The 16,486-nt window shown below is 60.7% G+C and carries 16 protein-coding genes; 7 read left to right on the forward strand and 9 right to left on the reverse strand.

Translation table 11 applies throughout. The features are described 5' to 3' along the window. The first annotated feature begins 82 nt into the window (after positions 1 to 82). Positions 83 to 790 carry a hypothetical protein gene (locus BLW21_RS16145; RefSeq protein ID WP_092741923.1) on the forward strand — a complete coding sequence of 236 codons (708 nt, stop codon included), beginning with the start codon at positions 83 to 85 and terminating at the stop codon, positions 788 to 790. 92 nt (positions 791 to 882) lie between these two features. Here BLW21_RS16145 and BLW21_RS16150 read toward each other — a convergent pair whose 3' ends face one another. The 4 genes from BLW21_RS16150 to BLW21_RS16165 all read right to left on the reverse strand — a co-directional run bounded on the left by BLW21_RS16150 (position 883) and on the right by BLW21_RS16165 (position 6,375). Next, positions 883 to 2,865, reverse strand: coding sequence for an AAA domain-containing protein (locus tag BLW21_RS16150; RefSeq protein WP_317040242.1), 1,983 nt, complete (start codon positions 2,863 to 2,865; stop codon positions 883 to 885). Positions 2,866 to 2,958: 93 nt separating this feature from the next. Continuing rightward, positions 2,959 to 3,318 (reverse strand): hypothetical protein, encoded by a 360-nt coding sequence (locus tag BLW21_RS16155; protein WP_092741927.1) that lies wholly within the window; start codon positions 3,316 to 3,318, stop codon positions 2,959 to 2,961. A 285-nt stretch (positions 3,319 to 3,603) separates the two neighbouring features. Further along, positions 3,604 to 3,897 carry a NifU family protein gene (locus BLW21_RS16160; RefSeq protein ID WP_092741929.1) on the reverse strand — a complete coding sequence of 98 codons (294 nt, stop codon included), beginning with the start codon at positions 3,895 to 3,897 and terminating at the stop codon, positions 3,604 to 3,606. A gap of 183 nt (positions 3,898 to 4,080) precedes the next feature. After that, entirely contained in the window at positions 4,081 to 6,375 is a 2,295-nt protein-coding gene (locus BLW21_RS16165) for an efflux RND transporter permease subunit (RefSeq protein WP_092741931.1), read from the reverse strand. A gap of 207 nt (positions 6,376 to 6,582) precedes the next feature. On the opposite strand from BLW21_RS16165, the gene BLW21_RS16170 reads away from it, so the two are divergent. The 6 genes from BLW21_RS16170 to BLW21_RS16195 all read left to right on the forward strand — a co-directional run bounded on the left by BLW21_RS16170 (position 6,583) and on the right by BLW21_RS16195 (position 10,867). Then, a complete protein-coding gene (locus tag BLW21_RS16170; RefSeq protein WP_092741933.1) occupies positions 6,583 to 6,825 on the forward strand; it encodes a hypothetical protein in 243 nt (80 codons plus the stop codon). A gap of 110 nt (positions 6,826 to 6,935) precedes the next feature. Then, positions 6,936 to 8,042, forward strand: a complete 1,107-nt coding sequence (locus tag BLW21_RS16175) for a type I restriction endonuclease (RefSeq protein WP_092741935.1) — start codon at positions 6,936 to 6,938, stop codon at positions 8,040 to 8,042. Between the two features lie 125 nt (positions 8,043 to 8,167). Beyond that, positions 8,168 to 8,461 (forward strand): TIGR03643 family protein, encoded by a 294-nt coding sequence (locus BLW21_RS16180; RefSeq protein ID WP_092741937.1) that lies wholly within the window; start codon positions 8,168 to 8,170, stop codon positions 8,459 to 8,461. A 26-nt stretch (positions 8,462 to 8,487) separates the two neighbouring features. Then, positions 8,488 to 9,666 carry an FAD-binding domain-containing protein gene (locus BLW21_RS16185; protein WP_092741939.1) on the forward strand — a complete coding sequence of 393 codons (1,179 nt, stop codon included), beginning with the start codon at positions 8,488 to 8,490 and terminating at the stop codon, positions 9,664 to 9,666. Positions 9,667 to 9,782: 116 nt separating this feature from the next. Further along, complete coding sequence (locus BLW21_RS16190; protein ID WP_092741941.1) at positions 9,783 to 10,577, forward strand: thymidylate synthase; 795 nt, start codon at positions 9,783 to 9,785, stop codon at positions 10,575 to 10,577. 65 nt (positions 10,578 to 10,642) lie between these two features. Next, positions 10,643 to 10,867, forward strand: a complete 225-nt coding sequence (locus tag BLW21_RS16195; protein ID WP_092741943.1) for a hypothetical protein — start codon at positions 10,643 to 10,645, stop codon at positions 10,865 to 10,867. Between the two features lie 34 nt (positions 10,868 to 10,901). Here the strand turns inward: BLW21_RS16195 and BLW21_RS16200 are convergent, their stop codons facing one another. The 5 genes from BLW21_RS16200 to BLW21_RS16220 form a co-directional block, all read right to left on the reverse strand. After that, a complete protein-coding gene (locus BLW21_RS16200; protein ID WP_092741945.1) occupies positions 10,902 to 11,735 on the reverse strand; it encodes an aminotransferase class IV in 834 nt (277 codons plus the stop codon). Positions 11,736 to 11,828: 93 nt separating this feature from the next. Continuing rightward, positions 11,829 to 13,751, reverse strand: a complete 1,923-nt coding sequence (locus BLW21_RS16205; RefSeq protein WP_092741947.1) for a T9SS type A sorting domain-containing protein — start codon at positions 13,749 to 13,751, stop codon at positions 11,829 to 11,831. Continuing rightward, positions 13,742 to 14,371, reverse strand: a complete 630-nt coding sequence (locus BLW21_RS16210; RefSeq protein WP_092741948.1) for a delta-60 repeat domain-containing protein — start codon at positions 14,369 to 14,371, stop codon at positions 13,742 to 13,744. The genes BLW21_RS16205 and BLW21_RS16210 overlap by 10 nt, the downstream gene beginning before the upstream one ends. A gap of 420 nt (positions 14,372 to 14,791) precedes the next feature. Beyond that, positions 14,792 to 15,931, reverse strand: a complete 1,140-nt coding sequence (gene dprA, locus BLW21_RS16215; RefSeq protein ID WP_092741950.1) for a DNA-processing protein DprA — start codon at positions 15,929 to 15,931, stop codon at positions 14,792 to 14,794. A 122-nt stretch (positions 15,932 to 16,053) separates the two neighbouring features. Next, complete coding sequence (locus tag BLW21_RS16220; protein ID WP_092741952.1) at positions 16,054 to 16,416, reverse strand: MerR family transcriptional regulator; 363 nt, start codon at positions 16,414 to 16,416, stop codon at positions 16,054 to 16,056. Between the last annotated feature and the right edge of the window lie 70 nt (positions 16,417 to 16,486).

Raw genomic sequence — 16,486 nt, forward strand, 5'->3', positions numbered from 1 at the left:
GACCTAATGAAACTGTCTGGCGCTGTTGTAAGCAGACCTTATGAAACAGTTTAAGTGGTTGGTTTTCTGTATCGGATTGGCGATGTCGCCGAGCCAGCTGTTGGGGCAGAAAACGGCGAAGAAGCCAGCGGTAAAAAGTCCTGTGGGCGGGGATTTCGTATTTCCGGTGGCCCGCGATACGCAGCTGATTACCTACCACGATACCATTCGGGTTGCCGGGGCTTCGGCCAAAACTATACTGGATCGGTTTGTCGATACGTACTATAAAAATTTCTTGTACGCCGACCGCGACACAGCCAACCGGCTGCGGCCCCGGCAAAAGGCTGCGCCGGGGGAAACGGTGCTAGTGGGGATGGCGATGCTGGCCCACCCCGGCGAGCGACCAATATTTGTGGCTGGGATTACGCCGCCTGAGGCGTTGCGCCATGCGCCCCCGGTTCGCTACCTGTATTTCACGCTCCGGTTTCGGGCCGCAGAAGGCATCGGCTACCTCATCGTTACCGATCTGCACCAGCGGAGCACCACCATGCAAAAAGAAATGGAGCGTCAATACGGCATCTCCCTGACTACGGGCCAGCGGCAGCCGCCGACGGTCGTTCCGCCCGTGCCGGCCCCCAGCACCCCCGTTGAGACCCTATACTGGTCTTGGCTGCCTGTTGCTTCCAAAGCGGCCCAGAAGCCGCGCCAGCCCACCATCGAGCCCGTGGCCACAGCCGCCGATGCCCGTTTGGTCGCTAGCACCGTGTATGATGTAATCAACGGACTGGAATTCAGTATAATACGTCGGTAAACGGGTAGGCAACCTGGCAGATAACGCAAGCGGCGGCGGAGCCACAGCTGATTCTTCGCTATGGCTCCGCCGCCGCTTCCATTATCTGATTTCTAGCTCTCCAGCTCCCAGGCCGTGCGGTAGGCCCCGATGCTTTCGGTGTAATCGATGAAGGCCTTGTAGAAGGGGTGGGAACCCAAAGTGGCCGAGTCGCCGATGAGCAGCAGCTTTTTGCGGGCCCGGGTCATGCCCACGTTCATGCGGCGGATGTCGCTCAGGAAGCCGATTTCGCCCTGGGGGTTGCTGCGGGTGAGGCTAATGGCAATGATGTCGCGCTCCTGGCCCTGGAACGAGTCAACGGTGCCCACGCTCAGCATGCGGTGCTCCATGAGGCCCACCAGCTCGTCGTTTTCCTCAATGGCGTCCTTCAGATAGTTGATTTGGGCGCGGTAGGGGGCAATTACACCAATGGTGAGCAGGTCGGTTTCGTGGTCGGCGGGGTCGTAGGGCTCCAGCAGCTGGGCCAGCCGTTTCAGCAGCAGGTCGGCTTCCTCGGGGTTGGCCGTCGAGCGGCTTTCCTCGATGGTGAGCTCCTGGAAGCCGAAACCGGCCGTGTCGAGGAACTCCACGGCCAGGTCGGGGGCGAAGCGCGGGTCGTAGGCCGTCAGGTCGGCGTGGGCCACCGAGGGGGCGGCTTTCAGGCGGCCGTCGTAGAACTGCTCCGAGCTGAAAGCCATGATCAGCTCGTGCATGCGGTACTGGGTTTCCAGCATCCGGGCCACGCCGGGCTGGCGCTTGATGCACTTCTCAAACAGCGTTTCGCGTAGGCCTTCGCGGGCCGCTTTTTCGCTTTTCACGGTGGGTGGCAGCTGCTGGTGGTCGCCGGCCAGCACCACCCGGCCCGCCTTGGCAATCGGAATCCAGGAGCCCGGCTCCAGGGCCTGGGCGGCCTCGTCAATGAACACGGTTTCGTAGGTGAGGTGGCGGATGGCGCGGTTGCCGGCGCCCACCAGCGTGCAGGTAATCACCTGCACCTGCTCCAAAAGGTCCTCGGTAATGTAGCGCTCCAACTGGTCCGATTCCTGGAGCAGCTCGTGGGCCTGCTGCTTGAGCAGGCGGCGCTGCTCGCGCTCCTCCCAGCCGAAGTGTTTCTTGAACTTGCCGGCTGCTTCGCGGTACTGCTCAGCCGTCTGGCGCAGGCTGCGCAGTTCGGCGTAGCTCTTGTGATTCATGATTTGGGCATCGAGCGTGTGCTGCAGCAGCAGGTCGGACACCCGTGAGGGGTTGCCCATCCGGATGACGTTCACGCCGCGCTCGGCCAGCTTTTCGGTGAGCAAATCGACGGCCGTGTTGCTCGGGGCGCACACCAGCACCCGCCGCTCGCGCCGGATGGTTTCCACGATAGCCTGCACCAAGGTGGTAGTTTTGCCGGTGCCGGGCGGGCCATGAATGATGGCCACATCCTGAGCGGCCAGTACATGGCGCACGGCGGCCAGCTGCGAGTCGTTGAGGGGCGAAGGGTAGTAGAGCGTGGCTTCGGCTTCGGGCCGGAAGCGGGCCGGTTTGGCCCCCAGCAGCACGTCGCGCAACTCGGCCAGCCGCGAGTCGTAGGCGCCCATCACCTTGCCCAGGGCGTAGTCCATCTCGCGGTAGCTCACCTCGTCGAAGGTCAGGTCCACGCCCAGCTTGCCCTCATCGGTCCAGTCGGGCAGGTCTTCCTTAGTGGTGCTGAGGCGGATTTTGTTGCGCTTGACGCTGGTAATCACGCCGCTCAGCGTGGGCCTGTCCGAGCCCGAGCGGCCGGGGATATTGGCAAACAGGGCGGCGTTCTTGCCTACCTGAAACAGGTGCAGCCCGCCAGCCCCGCCCTGACGCTCCAGCTCCACGACCAGCTTGCCGCCGAAGCCAATGTCCTCCTGGATTATCTTGACCGGGTACCACGTAAGGCCCCGGCGCTGGCGCTCGGCAATGCTGGCCTGGGCGCTCTTGATTTTGAATTGCTCGTAGTCCTCCTGCTGCTCCAGCTTGAGAAGGGCCTGCACCTTGCGCAGCTCTTTTTCGAGGGCGTAGGGTTCGGTATGCGTAGGTTGTGTCAACAGATTCTATGCTTTTGAGATTCGTTAAGCTAACAACGAAACCGGGCAAATGGTGGCCGAAAGGTCGGGAGGAAATCGGGAATGAAGCTTTGACTACTTAGCAGCTATACGTCGAACGTATCTTTCCAATTCTTCTAAATCACGATAGACAGGACAAACAATATTAGCAAATCGTATGAGTGCTTCTTCGCTGTCCGCATACATATCGAGTTGATAACTTTCTTCATCAAAATCAAAATGCCCAAGTAGTTCAGGGTCGCTTCCCTCCACAATCAAGGCTGTCACATCTACCAATGAAAGCCGACCATCCAGGATACCATATTCATCGAACAGCTTCTTATGAGCAGAGAAGAGTTGATCCTCAAAATCTGCAACGACCTGATACATCTGCTCAGGGGAGCCATTTGCAGCACCATCAACAAATAACACTTTGAAAGGAGAAAAATCGGTCATAGTAATGTGTCTGAAATTCAATTATGTCTCACTCAAAAGTATGCCGTAAGCTGTAGCGCGAAACTCCAGCTTCGCGTGTCGTTGCTGACTGCTGTGCCGTGTGTAATCGTTCAAGGATACGCAAAACTGGAGCTTCGCGCTACAAGTACAAAGGCCTTTTCATGCAAGTCCTGATAAACCCACCGCGCCCCGCTGCCGCCGATGAAACGGCAGGAGCGGGGCGCGGCTGAAGTAGGGATTTGCTCGACCGGAAAAGCTAACAGCTAGTAGTTGTCAGCTAATAGCTTAAGAACGCACTTGGCCGGCGGGCTGCTCGCTCATGGGCGTGAGGTTGATGGCTTCGACGGAACGGATTTCGGGCACGGCCTTTTTCACCGATTCCTCCACGCCGGCTTTCAGCGTCATGGCCGACATGGGGCAGGTGCCGCAGGCGCCGAGCAACTCCAGGCGCAGCACCATGTCGTCGGTGATTTCGAGCACCCGTACGTTGCCACCGTCGGCGGCCAGGTAGGGCCGGATGCCGTCGAGGGCCTGCTCGATACGGGGCAGTAGCGGGTGGGTGTCGACGGTTACTTCCATGAATTACGGTTTTTGATGGTGCTAAAGCAAAGATAAGCTTTCTGTCGGGGGTACCGGTGTCAACCAGCAAAACGGGCGGGAAGTTCGGCGCAGATGGTGCCGTAGGGGCGGGGCTTGTCCCCGCCCGCCGTTCGTGCCACTGCAACGGTTCCGTTCAACGGCGGGCGGGGGCGAGCCCGGCCCCTACGGCACCACCACTTCCTCGATAATGGCTTTGGGTTCGTGCTTATACAGCCACAGAATCAGAATCGGCAGCAGCGTCAGCTCGGCTACTACGCCGAACAGCAGCGTCAGGCCAATGAGCAGGCCCACGTAGAAGGTGCCGTCGAAGGAGGAGAAAATCAGGGTGGAGAAGCCGCCCACCAGAATCAGGGAGGTGACGATAACCGCTTTGCCGGCCATCAGGTAGGTTTTGCGCACTGCCCGGAACAGGTTGTCTTCCTTGAGTAGCATCAGTTTGAGCTTGCTCATGAAGTGGATGGTATCATCGACGGCAATACCGAAGGCAATGGTGAAAATGATGCTCGTGCTCACCTTCATGCTCACCCCGGCCAGCCCCATCACGCCGGCCACCAGCAGAATCGGGACCAGGTTGGGAATGAGCACCACAAGTGTCATGCGCAGGCTCCGAAACAGGGCCAGGATGATGATGGTGACCATCACGATGTCGAGCGTCATGCCGATAATCATGTCGCGGCTCAGGTTTTCGTTGTTCTTATCGATGAGGTTGGCCGAGCCGGTGAGCCGGGTTTGCACGACCGTCGAATCGATAGACGTGCGCAGAAACTGGCGCAGGCCGCCGTTGAGCGCGTGTACCCTGATGCTGCCCACATCGGCCATGCGGCCGGTGAGGCGGCCCTGGGAGGCATCGGGCAGGGCCAGGGCCCGGAACTCGGGCTTGCGGCTCAGCAGCTTCACCTTGCGCAGCAGCCGCGCCAGCTCGGCCTCGGTGGCAGGCAGTCGGTATTCTTCTACCAGGCCGCCGTTCAGGGCCTTGCGCACCGATTTGATGATGGTAACGGGCGAGGCCACGAAGTTGAGGCCGTAGCTTGTTTGCAGATACCGCTCCATCTGCTCGGTTTCGCGCAGCACTTCCAGGTCGAACACCGTGCGGTTGGGGCCGGGGTCGAGGGCCATTTCGAAGGGCCGCACGCCGGCAAACTGGTCCTCGAAAAACCGGAAATCCAGCTTCACCGGGTCGTTTTTGGAGAGGTCATCCAGCAGGGCCGAGTTGATGCGGATGGTGGAGGCCGAGCCTATCGATAGCACCAGCACCACGGCGCTGATACCCACCACCCAGTGCCGCCGCGCGAGCACCTGCCGGAACAGGCGGCCCAGCACGCCGTCCCAGCTGTGGCCCTGCTCGCGCGGCACCCGCAGCTGGGGCTTCTTGAGCAGCACCAGCAAAGCCGGCAGCAGCGTGAAGCTCAGAATAAACGTGAGCAGCACGGCAATGCCCGTAAACAGCCCGAAGTTGTAAATGGGCCTAATGGAGCTGGTCATCAGCGAGAAAAAGCCGATGCTGGTGGTGAGGGCCGACAGCCCCGAGCCAAAGGCCGACTCGCGCATGGCCACCAGCAGTGCCGGCCGCTTTTCGGCCCCGTAGCCCAGCTCCGTCACGTAGCGCGTTATCAGGTGAATGGTGTCCGACATGCCCACCACGAACAGCATCACCGGCAGCAGGGCTGTCATCAAATCAATGCTCACCCCGAAGGCCGACATCACGGCCAGGCCCCACAGAATGGATCCCAGCACCACCACCAGCGGTAGCACCACGCCCCACCAGGTCCGGAACGTAAGCCACAGCAGCCCCGTCACGAGCACCACCGACAGGCTCATAAACAGCGCCAGCTCGTTCTGCAGCCGGTCTACAAACACTGATTGGGCCACCTGCTTGCCAGCCAAATGGTACTGGTCTTCGGCGAAGTTCTGGCGCACCAGCTCGCGCCGCAACGCGCTCAGCAGCGAGTCGCCGGGTGGCTTGCTCAGGTTGGGCGAAGTCTGGAACAGAATGGTGGCGGCGCGGGCGTCCCGCGAAATCAGGTTGCCCACCAAGCCCGGCGTCCGGTAAATCAGTGCCGAGTCGAGGGCGCGGCGCTCGGGCTCATAGGGGTGCAGGTAGGGCAGGTTGAACACGCCCGGCCCCTCCACCACGGGGTTGCTGGCATTGGTCGGCGACGACACCCGCAGCACGTGGCGGCGGCCGTCCAGAAACCGGGTCAGCGAATCGAGCCGCACCAGAAAGCGCGGGTCAAACACGGTCTGGCCCGTGGGGGCTTCGAGGCCCAGCAGGACGTAGTCGTTGTCGTTGCCGAAGCGGGCGGCGTACGCCTCGTAGTAGTCGAGGTCGGGGTCGCCGGCGGGGTAGAAGTCGTTGAAATTGTAGTTGAATCGCAGCTGGGCCACGAAAAACACGGCCAGGGCCGTCAGCAGCCCAAGGGCCCACAAGGTCAGATGCGCGTAGCGGCGAAGGGGCATAGGGCGGGCAGCGCGAGCCGGAGAACAGCTAAGCTGCGCTCCGTCTTCGCGGGTCGATGAACGAAGTGTGTGGGCGGCCCGCTAAAAACGCCGGAAAACCAGGCACAGCCCGACAGGAAATCTGGCGGGCATTGCGTACTTTAGGAGCAACCGAAACCCAACCGCCGTTTTCGGGCATTTGTTTCCTTCACTACCACATTCGTTGTCATGAAAAACGTCCTGCTCGCCCTCGCCCTGTTTGCCTTCACCGCTTCGGCCGCCACCGCCTCGGAAGGCGACAAGGGCAAGAAGGCCAAAAAAACCACCGCTACCACCGAAACCAAAGCGAACTGCGACATGGCCGGCAGCATGAGTACCGCCGGCACGCCCTCGTGCTGCATGAAGAAGGACGCCAAAACCAGCACCGCCGCCACTACGCCGGCTGCTAAGCCAGCTGGGAAGTCGTTGTAGAAACTGACTGAACTCACTGCAAAAAGGACTACTCCATCTGGGTAGTCCTTTTTGTGTTTTCAGGATAAGCAATTACATTCAGCCATTCTAAGTCATTATACCAAAATTTCATGGAGCTTATCGACCAACTTACGAATCTGGCCTCGCGGGTACAGAAGCAATTAGGACACGTTCAAACTGAAGAAGCCACTAAAACGGCCTTGGTAATGCCGTTTATTAATGCGCTCGGCTACAATGTTTTCGACCCCACCGAAGTAGTGCCCGAGTTCATTTGTGATATTGGTACCAAGAAGGGCGAGAAAATAGACTACGCCATTATGCGCGACGGCAAGCCCATTATCCTCATCGAGTGTAAACGGGTGGGCGGCGACCTGACTATCAATAACGCTAGCCAGCTGTTCCGTTACTTCCACGTCACTGAGGCCCGCATTGCCATTCTCACCAATGGCTCCACGTATCGGCTGTTCACCGATTTAGAGCAGCCCAACAAGATGGACGAGCGGCCCTTCATGGAATTTGACCTGTTCAACTTCCACGAAAATGACATTGCCGAAATCAAGAAGCTCAGCAAGCCATCATTCAATATTGATGACATGCTGTTTGCAGCGCACAACCTGAAGTACATGCGGGCTTTCAAGAAATACTTCGACGAACAGTTCACCCAACCCTCCACTGACTTTATCAACTTCGTATCGAAGCAAGTGTACGACGGCGTGCTGACCCCAAAGCTGAAAGACCAGTTCAGTGCGCTGGTGCACCGCTCGTTTCACCAGTTCCTCAACGATAAAATCACGATGCGCCTGCGCTCGGCCATGGTAGACACCAACAGCAGCATGTTGGCCCCCGAGTTGCCGCCGCTCGTTAGCGAAACTGCCGGTTCGGCTGCCGTAGAGGCAGATGATAAAGAAATCGAAACTACGGTAGAGGAAGCCGAAGGCTTTATGATTGTGCGGGCTATTCTGCGCAAAATGGTGGCGGTAAATCGCGTAGTAATGCGCGACGTGCAATCGTACTGCGGTATTCTGCTCGATGACAACAACCGCAAGCCCATCTGCCGCCTACATTTTAATGGCAGCAAAAAGTACGTGACAATGTTTGATGTGGAAGGCGGGGAGCGGGTGAATATTACTTCGCTGGATGAGTTGTACGAGTTGGCCACGCGCATCCGCGCCGCCGTGCAGCGCTATGAGAAAAAGCCGGCCGAAGCTGACGCGTAAGGCGATACAAATGCATTGAAAAAGCCACTTCCACGGAGGTGGCTTTTTCAGTCATAGGTGCGCCCGAAACATCTCCTAAAGCGTAACGGTTGCAGCACTGATATCCCAACAGCCGCTGCTTCGCCATGTCCGAAAAACCCAATCTTCCAACCTTATCTGCCGCCGATATCGACCGGGTTATCGAAATGGGCTGGGAAGACCGGACGCCCTTTGAAGCCATTGAGGCGCAGTTTGGCCTGGCTGAGAAAGACGTAATTGCTCTCATGCGCCGCGAGATGAAGGCCTCCTCGTTCCGGATGTGGCGGGCACGGGTGAGCGGCCGGGCCACCAAGCACCGCGCCCTGCGCTCCGACGACGTGGACGGCTTTAAAAGCGACCAGCAGCGCAGCATCACGCACAATAAAATCAGTAAGCGCTAGCGCGGCTGCCACGCCCGCCACCTGTCATGAGTTCGCACCTGCATAAGCTGCACGCCGGCCAGACCCAATCTGAAGCCGCCGCCGCCCCCGAAATTAGCTTCCCGACCCGCTACGAGGATATTATGGCCCGCGTGGCGGCCATCGACCCGGGCCGTTACGGCCGCTCGCGCAATTTCCTCAACGGGGCCATTACCTACCTCTCGCCCTACCTGAGCCGGGGCGTCATCAGCACCCGGCAGGTGTACGAGGCCCTGCTGGCCCGCGGCTTCACCTTCGACGACATGCAGAAGCTGGCCAGCGAACTGGGCTGGCGCGACTTTTTCCAGCGGGTGTGGGAGGCAAAAGGGGAGGAGTTGTTTACCGATTTGCGCCAGCCCCAGCCCGGCGTGGCGCACCGGAAGCTGCCGGTGGCCCTGCCCGCCGCCAGCACCGGCATTGCGGCCGTCGATGCGCATATCGGTCAGCTCTACGCAACTGGCTACCTGCACAACCACCTGCGCCTATACGTGGCCAGCCTGGCCTGCAACATCGGGCGGGCGCACTGGGCGGCCCCGGCCGCATGGCTGTACTACCATTTGCTCGATGGCGACCTGGCCAGCAACACCTGCAGCTGGCAGTGGGTGGCGGGCGCATTTTCCAGCAAGCCCTACTACTGCAACCAGGAAAACATCAACCACTACACCGGCAGCCAGCAGCGCCACACCTACCTCGATGTAGCCTACAGCACCCTGCCCGACCTGCCCGTACCGCCCCCGCTTCGGGCTACCACCGCGCCCGATTTTACCACGCTGCTGCCCGTTACGCCCGCGCCGGTTATCAACCCCGCGCTGCCGCTGCTGCTCTACAACAGCTACCACCTCGACCCGCAATGGCGCGCCGACGAGCCGGCCAACCGGGTGCTGCTGCTGGAGCCTTCGCATTTCCGGCGTTTCCCGGTCAGCGAAGCCGTGCTGAGTTTTATCCAGCAGTTGGCCCTTGATAATATTGCCGGCGTGCAGATATTCGTGGGCGAAGTAGCCGAGTTGGTGCCACTGGCCCCGGAGTCCGCCATGTACACCCGCCAGCACCCCTCGTCGGGGCACTACCCCGGCACCCACGACGCCCGCGCCTGGCTGGTGCCGGAGGTGGCCGGCTACTTCACCGGCTACTTCAACTACTGGAAAAAGTGCGAAAAAGTGCTGCGCCGACAGGAGGTAGGGTGGTAGCAGCATCTTGGACAGATTGCCTACTTTTGGCCTCCTGTTTTGCCATCCGACCGTTTCTAGGGTAGTTGCACAAGCTGCCTGGAAGCTGGTTCGGTCCACGTTTCCGCTACCTCGCCATGCAGCAATACCACGCCCTTCTTCAGCACATTCTCGACCACGGCACCCGCAAAACCGACCGCACCGGCACCGGCACGCTGTCGGTGTTCGGCTACCAGATGCGGTTTAATTTGCGGGCCGGTTTCCCGCTGGTAACCACCAAAAAAGTCCACCTGAAAAGCATCATCCACGAGCTGTTGTGGTTTTTGCGCGGCGACACCAGCAACAACTCGCTCGAAGAAGTGGGCGTGAGCATCTGGCGCGAGTGGGCCGATGCGCACGGCGAGCTGGGGCCCATTTACGGGCAGCAGTGGCGCAGCTGGCAGGCTCCCGACGGCCAGAGCATCGACCAGATTGCCCAGATGGTGCACCTGCTTCGCACCCAACCCGACTCGCGCCGCATGGTGGTTTCGGCCTGGAACGTGGCCGATTTACCCCTCATGCGCCTCACGCCCTGCCACGCCCTGTTCCAGTTCTACGTGGCCGATGGCCGCCTCTCGTGCCAGCTCTACCAGCGCTCGGCCGACGTGTTCCTAGGCGTGCCGTTCAACATTGCTTCCTACGCGCTGCTCACGCTGATGATGGCCCAGGTGACGGGCCTGGAGCCCGGCGAATTCATCTGGACTGGTGGCGACACGCACTTGTACAGCAACCACCTCGAACAGGCTGCTCTCCAGCTCACGCGCGAGCCCCGGCCGCTGCCCGTAATGCTTCTCAATCTGGCCGCAACCGATATTTTTGATTTCAAGTACGAAGATTTCACGCTGGAAAACTATGATCCCTGGCCCGCTATTAAGGCGCCGGTAGCCGTGTAGTTCAGCGCCACAGGGCCTGATGCGGGCACCACAATCCAAGTCGCCACCAATTTCGTAACTGGGCGATGCTGAATTTTTCGTCTGCTTCCGACCAGAACCCCGCCGATGATGACGGATTGCCGGGCCTCTCGCGTAAGCATCGGGCCTGGGTTGCCCTGTATTCGCTGGAAAACCCCGCTTTCGACCGCCGCCAAGTCCTGCGCGAGAACGATGTGACTGAGTCCGACCTGGTACACCACACGGAAAGTTGGATGCAGCTCCGGCGCCAGCATCGCCAGAAACAGCGCTAAGAGCCCGTTATTTTAAGAGACAACATCATTCAGCTTACCCCGCCGATCCAGCGTCGGCCGCCAGTAGACGGTGCAGCAGCGGATGTTGCGCCGAGCCGAACGGTTGGCCTTCCACTGCCAGCACGGGCCGCAGGCCGGCTACATTGGCCGTAAACACAGCTTCGGCAGTCAGCAGCGCGTCCGGTTCATAGAGCCCTTCGTGCCAGGCTACGCCCAAATGGGCCGCCGTGCTACGCAGGTGGGCCAGCCGCACGCTGCTTACGCCGCCCGCTGCCTCGGCCGGCACGTACACCGCTCCGTTGCGCACCCAGCCCACGGCCGCTGCGCCGGCTTCTGCTACGTGCCCGGCCGCCGAGAGCAGCAGTAGCTCATCGAGCCCGCGCTGCTCCCGCTCGCGGGCGGCCAGCACATATAGCAGGGCGTTGGGGCCTTTGCAGAACGATACCGGGCTAAGCTGGGTGCGCACCGTAGTACCGAAGCCGGCCCGCGCCACCGGCGCGGTACGCTTCTCGAACAGCTGGGCTGTGGCCAGCCACTCGGCTGGCCCCGCTACCTCCGGCGGCGCGTAAAGGCCGCCGCCCGGCCGCCAGAGCTGCAACCGCAGCCGTTGCGGCTGGGCAGGCTGCGGCTGAGCGGCCACGAGCCGGCCCAGCGTAGCCGCCAGCGCGGCGGGCGTGGCCAGAGCCGGAGGCAGCGGCAGGGCCAGCACAGCGGCGACCCGCTGCATTCGGGCCAGGTGCTGCGGGCCGTAGCGCAGGCCGCCTTCCGCCCATACCAGCGTTTCAAAGAACCCGTCGTTGAACAGCAGCCCCCGGTTAGGCAGCGGCAAGCAGGCCGCGGGTAGCAACTCGTTGTTCAGAAACATCATGGCCGTAAAGTAAGCGATAAACTATGGTCAGCTACGAAAAAGGGGGCTGAACCCTGCGGTTCAGCCCCCTTGCTGTGCGTAGTTCAGCGGGCGCTATTGCACCTGTACGCGGCGTGTAACGATACCTTCGGCGTAGGTGACGCGCAATAGGTAGATGCCAGCCGGCAAGCCTTCCAGCGCCAAGCTGGTTGTTTGGCGGCCCGCCAGCGGCTGCTGCCGCACCGGGCGTCCCAGCGCGTCGAGCAGCTCAAGCAACTGGGCGTGGGCAGTGGGTGCGAGGGCCACGTGCAGTTGCGTGTGCGCGGGCACGGGCCAGGCGGTGGTTTGTTCGGCGACGGCCGCCGGGGCTTTTACGTGCAGTACATTGGGAGCCACAAGGCGGGACAGGGCCATGCTGGGCTGTCCGCCTATGCTCGTGAACTGGCCCCCGATAATGATAGTGCCGTCGGGTTGCGCCAGTAGCGCCGATACAGCGCCGTTGGGTACGGCCGTGGGGCCGAAGGAGGCATCGACGTTGCCACTGGGCAGCAGCCGGGCGAGCTGGGAGGGGGCCGTAGGCGACGTAAAGCGCCCGCCCACCAGAATGCGGTTGTTGGGCTGCACCGCCAGGCTATACACGTAGCCATTGATAACAGGTGGCGCGAAGCCGGTATCCGGAGAGCCGTTGGGGTTCAGACGAGATAAAGTGGTAAGCGGGCCAGTAGCAGTATTGACCGTTCCTGCGGCCAGCACTTTGCCATCCGCTTGCAGAATCAGCGCCCTAAGCTGAACGCCGATGGAGTTCCCTGAGGGCGAGGTGAAGTTGGTGCTGGTGAAAGTAGGATCGATGTTCCCGTTGGCCGTGTACCGAACAAGGCGGGCAGCGGAGGAAGACCCGCCCGAAGCATCCCGAAATCTGGCGCCTATCAGGAGCTTCCCATCCGGCTGCAGGGCCATGCTGTAGAGCAGGAATATCCCGTTGGAACCGGTGTTTGGAGGCAGCATGAAGGTTGGATCGTAGCTACCGGTGCTGGTAAGACGCGCAGCACTGGTGGCCGGGCTGCCAGTAGTACTGTTGAGGTTGCCGCCCACCAGAATACGGCCATCAGCTTGCAGTAGCACGCGGTTCACCAAACCAGAAAAGTTGGGGTTCGAGAAGATGGGGGCCGCAAAACCGTTATCGCGGCTGCCGTTGGGCAGGTAGCGGTACAGGGTTGGGCCGTTGGTGGCCAGCACGGCTCCGTTGGGCTGCAGCACCAGGTCGCTAACGGTTAGGTTGAGGGCATTGCCCGTGTTGAAAATGAAGGCCGCGTCCAGGGTGCCATCGGAGTTGAAGCGAGCCAGACGACGCACCGGCTGCCCGTTAATTTCCGAGAAATTACCCCCGGCTACCAGCTTGCCATCAGCCTGCCGGGCTACCACCGAAATAGTGCCGGATAGCTGGATATTAGGCGTAAAAGCGGCGTCTAGGCTACCACTGGTATTTACCCGAACCAGGGGTTGGTCCACTGTTCCGGCAAAGCTGGTAAAAGCACCGGCCGCCAGCACTTGGCCGTTACGCAGCAGGGTTAAGGAATAGGAAGGGAGAGCAGGGTCGGCAGCAGGAGAAGTGTATGATAGGTCCAAGGTACCATTTGCGTTCAACCGCGTGAGAGGACGCCTGGTAGTGGATATAACCAGAATCTTGCCGTCATTCTGCACTACCAGTGCGTCGCCGTAATAGCTGTACATATTGAAGTCCGTGGCTATTGTAGTAGGGACCGCGAAGCTGTTGTCGAGGGCCCCATTATCGAAGAGCCGCACCAGTGCAGTTGAATTGCTGGAGCCCCCCGAGAAGGTTGTCAGATAGCCCAATACCAGAATGCGTCCGTTGGGCTGAACAGCCAGGTTGTTGACGCCGGATCCGGACTGCAGCGAAGAGGTGAAGGACGTGTCGAACGAGCCGTCGGCGTTCAATCGGGCCAGCCCGTTGCAGACAAACCCGTTGTATTCCGAGAAACTACCGCCAATAAGCACCTTGCCGTTGGCTACCGGCAAACAGTCAGCACTTCGTCGTTGGCTCCGGTTCCCGGCCGAAATGTCGCATCCACCGACCCATTCGCGTTCAGGCGCACCAGGTTGTTGGCCGCCGCGCCACTGAACTGGCCAAAGCGACCTACAACGAGCGTCTGGCCGTTGGCCAGGGGCAGCGCATCATCAAGGCTCGTGTAATTATCCTCCGCAGCAACAGGCCCGGAGCCCGCATCGAAACTGGCGTCGCCGCTGCCGTCGGCATTCAGCCGCAACAGCCCACCCGGCCGCGTAACGCCGCCCGCTTGCACGGGGGTATTGTCGAAGCCCACCAGCATATACTGCCCGTTGCTGAGCAGGCGGGCCCGGTAAACTACCGCGTTGCTGCCTACCTGCTGATTGAAGGCCGCATCGAGGGTGCCGTTGGCGTTGAAGCGCACAAGCCGCGGCACGGCCGTACCGTTGATGCGCGAGAAGTTGCCCACGGTTACCAGTTTGCCATCGGCCTGTTCGGTGGCCGAGTACACGGCGCCGGGCGCGTACACGCTGGGGGCGGCAAAGGTGGGGTCCAGCGCCTGCGCCTGGGCAGCCGAAGCCCCCGCCAGCGTGCAGGCTGCCAATGTAATAAAGAGTCGAAGTGTTTTCATATGATACCAAGGTGAAGGAGTAAAAAATAGCTAAAGCTACTGCCCCAGCCTGACATTAACCAGGTACCCCGCCAACCGGGCGCAACTAGTTAGCGCCTCGGTTGCGCCAGCGGTAATGGGTGAGCGAACCGGCGTATTCAGTCAATAACTGCTGTTACACAGTAGCCCCGCCGGACATGCATGCAAGCCCGGGACGTGTTTTCGAATAGTCGGGAGGTGTTTCGCTTTGGTCGGAGGGTGATTTGCTTTGGTCGGAGGGTGTTTTCGAATAGTTAGGAGGTGTTTCGTTTTGGTCGGAGGGTGTTTTCGAATAGTTAGGAAGTATTTTCGATTAATTGGGAGGTGTTTCGCTTCAGTTGGAAGGTGTTTTGCTTTGGTCGGGTGGGATATTGAGTTACAACTCCTGGTAGATTCGCAACGCTACACCAGCGCAAACCGCTTGCCCGGCAGCGCCTTTATCACGCCCCCGAACTCCAGGCTCAGCAGTATTCCCGCAACTAAATGCACCGGCAGTTGGGCCTTCCAGGCCAGCGTGTCGAGGTGTTCTTCGCGGTTGGGCGTGGCCTGCAGCACGGTCAGCAGGCCGAACTCGTCGGCCGTGAAATCGAGCGGGTCGAAGGTTTTGGGGGCTTTGGGGCGGCCGTGCCGGTGCAGGGCCAGGTCCCAGTTGAGCAGCTGCTCGATGTCGCGAGGCTCGGAGTAGAGGGCGGCTTTATTGCTCTTGATAAGCTCGTGGCAGCCTTCGGACGCCGCCGAGCCCAGCGGGCCGGGTACGGCCAGCACGTCGCGGTCGTAGCCCTGGGCCAGGTCGGCCGTTATCAGCGCCCCGCCTTTACGGGCCGCTTCGACCACCACCGTTCCATCGGCGAGGCCCGCAATAATGCGGTTGCGCTGCGGAAAATTGTATTTGTCGGGCGGGGTGCCGAAGGGGAATTCGGTAAGCAGGCCGCCCTGGGTGAGCATTTTCTCGGCCGTTTTGCGGTGCACGGCCGGGTACATCACGTCGAGGCCGGTGGCCATCACGCCCACCGTTTCCAGCCCCTCCTGCAGCGCGGCGCGGTGGGCGGCAATGTCGATGCCGTAGGCCAGGCCACTGACGATGAGTGGGCGGTGGGCCGCAATGCCTTTAATGAGCCGTTCGGTTTGTTCGCGGCCGTAGTCGGTGGCCTGCCGGGTGCCCACCAGGGCCAGCGTTTTGGGCTGATTGAGGTCCGAAGTGCCTTGGTAGTAGAGCAAAGCCGGCGCATCGGGCAGCAGCTTGAGCCGCGCCGGAAACGCTTTGTGCGTGTAGAATAGCAACTGCACGCCCTCTTTCTCGGCCCGCCGCAACGCCGCCTCGGCCTGGTTAAGGGCGTCGGTGCGGGGCTTGCCCACCAGCAGCTCCACCGTTTTTGGCCCCACGCCCGGAATCCGCAGCAACTTGCCCGCCGGCAAGTGCAGGGCGTTGCGGGCCGAGCCGGCGTAGCTCATCAGCTGCCGCGTCAGTTGCGGCCCCACGTTCGGGAACAGCGTCAGGGCGACTTCGTGGAGGAGGGTGTCGTCGGGGGCTGGGGCGGACATATAATAACGGCTGGTAGCGAAATAAGGCCTGTCATCCTGAGCCTGCGAAGGATCTGTTCAGAAGCTAATCCCTTGTTGGCTTCTGAACAGGTCCTTCGCCGCGCTCAGGATGACAAACGGTGTCAGCTCTGTTGCGCCTTACCCAGCGCGTCCAGGTCCTTCTTCATCGTCATCATGAACTTGCGAACTTTCTCCAGGCTCTGAATCACGTCGATTTTCTCCTTGAGCTGGGGGCCTTTCTGCTTGAGCAGGTCGCGGGCGCCGGGTATCGTGTAGCCGCGCTCCTTTACCAGGTGGTAGATGGTGCGGAAGATGTCGATGTCCTGGGGCGTGTAGAGGCGGTTGCCCTTCTTGCTCTTGCGGGGCCGCAGCTCGTCGAACTCCGTTTCCCAGAACCGAATCAGCGAGGGGGCCACGTTGAACTGCTGGGCCACTTCGCCGATGGTGAAGTACTGCTTCTCGATTTCGCGGTCTTGGTAGGTCATCTAGGAAGAAATGAGAAATCAGAGGTGAGGGGTGATCAGAACGGCCAAAATCTGAGCATAACAAGCTGAG

Source organism: Hymenobacter psychrophilus (genome assembly GCF_900107135.1).
Taxonomy (GTDB): Bacteria; Bacteroidota; Bacteroidia; order Cytophagales; family Hymenobacteraceae; genus Hymenobacter; species Hymenobacter psychrophilus.

Bases quoted from the DNA above. Each gene is read 5' to 3' on its own strand.
- BLW21_RS16145 (WP_092741923.1), top strand. From the start codon at position 83: ATGTCGCCGAGCCAGCTGTTGGGGCAGAAAACGGCGAAGAAGCCAGCG.
- BLW21_RS16155 (WP_092741927.1), bottom strand. From the start codon at position 3,318: ATGACCGATTTTTCTCCTTTCAAAGTGTTATTTGTTGATGGTGCTGCA.
- BLW21_RS16160 (WP_092741929.1), bottom strand. From the start codon at position 3,897: ATGGAAGTAACCGTCGACACCCACCCGCTACTGCCCCGTATCGAGCAG.
- BLW21_RS16165 (WP_092741931.1), bottom strand. From the start codon at position 6,375: ATGCCCCTTCGCCGCTACGCGCATCTGACCTTGTGGGCCCTTGGGCTG.
- BLW21_RS16170 (WP_092741933.1), top strand. From the start codon at position 6,583: ATGAAAAACGTCCTGCTCGCCCTCGCCCTGTTTGCCTTCACCGCTTCG.
- BLW21_RS16175 (WP_092741935.1), top strand. From the start codon at position 6,936: ATGGAGCTTATCGACCAACTTACGAATCTGGCCTCGCGGGTACAGAAG.
- BLW21_RS16180 (WP_092741937.1), top strand. From the start codon at position 8,168: ATGTCCGAAAAACCCAATCTTCCAACCTTATCTGCCGCCGATATCGAC.
- BLW21_RS16185 (WP_092741939.1), top strand. From the start codon at position 8,488: ATGAGTTCGCACCTGCATAAGCTGCACGCCGGCCAGACCCAATCTGAA.
- BLW21_RS16190 (WP_092741941.1), top strand. From the start codon at position 9,783: ATGCAGCAATACCACGCCCTTCTTCAGCACATTCTCGACCACGGCACC.
- BLW21_RS16195 (WP_092741943.1), top strand. From the start codon at position 10,643: ATGCTGAATTTTTCGTCTGCTTCCGACCAGAACCCCGCCGATGATGAC.
- BLW21_RS16200 (WP_092741945.1), bottom strand. From the start codon at position 11,735: ATGATGTTTCTGAACAACGAGTTGCTACCCGCGGCCTGCTTGCCGCTG.
- BLW21_RS16210 (WP_092741948.1), bottom strand. From the start codon at position 14,371: ATGAAAACACTTCGACTCTTTATTACATTGGCAGCCTGCACGCTGGCG.
- dprA (WP_092741950.1), bottom strand. From the start codon at position 15,931: ATGTCCGCCCCAGCCCCCGACGACACCCTCCTCCACGAAGTCGCCCTG.
- BLW21_RS16220 (WP_092741952.1), bottom strand. From the start codon at position 16,416: ATGACCTACCAAGACCGCGAAATCGAGAAGCAGTACTTCACCATCGGC.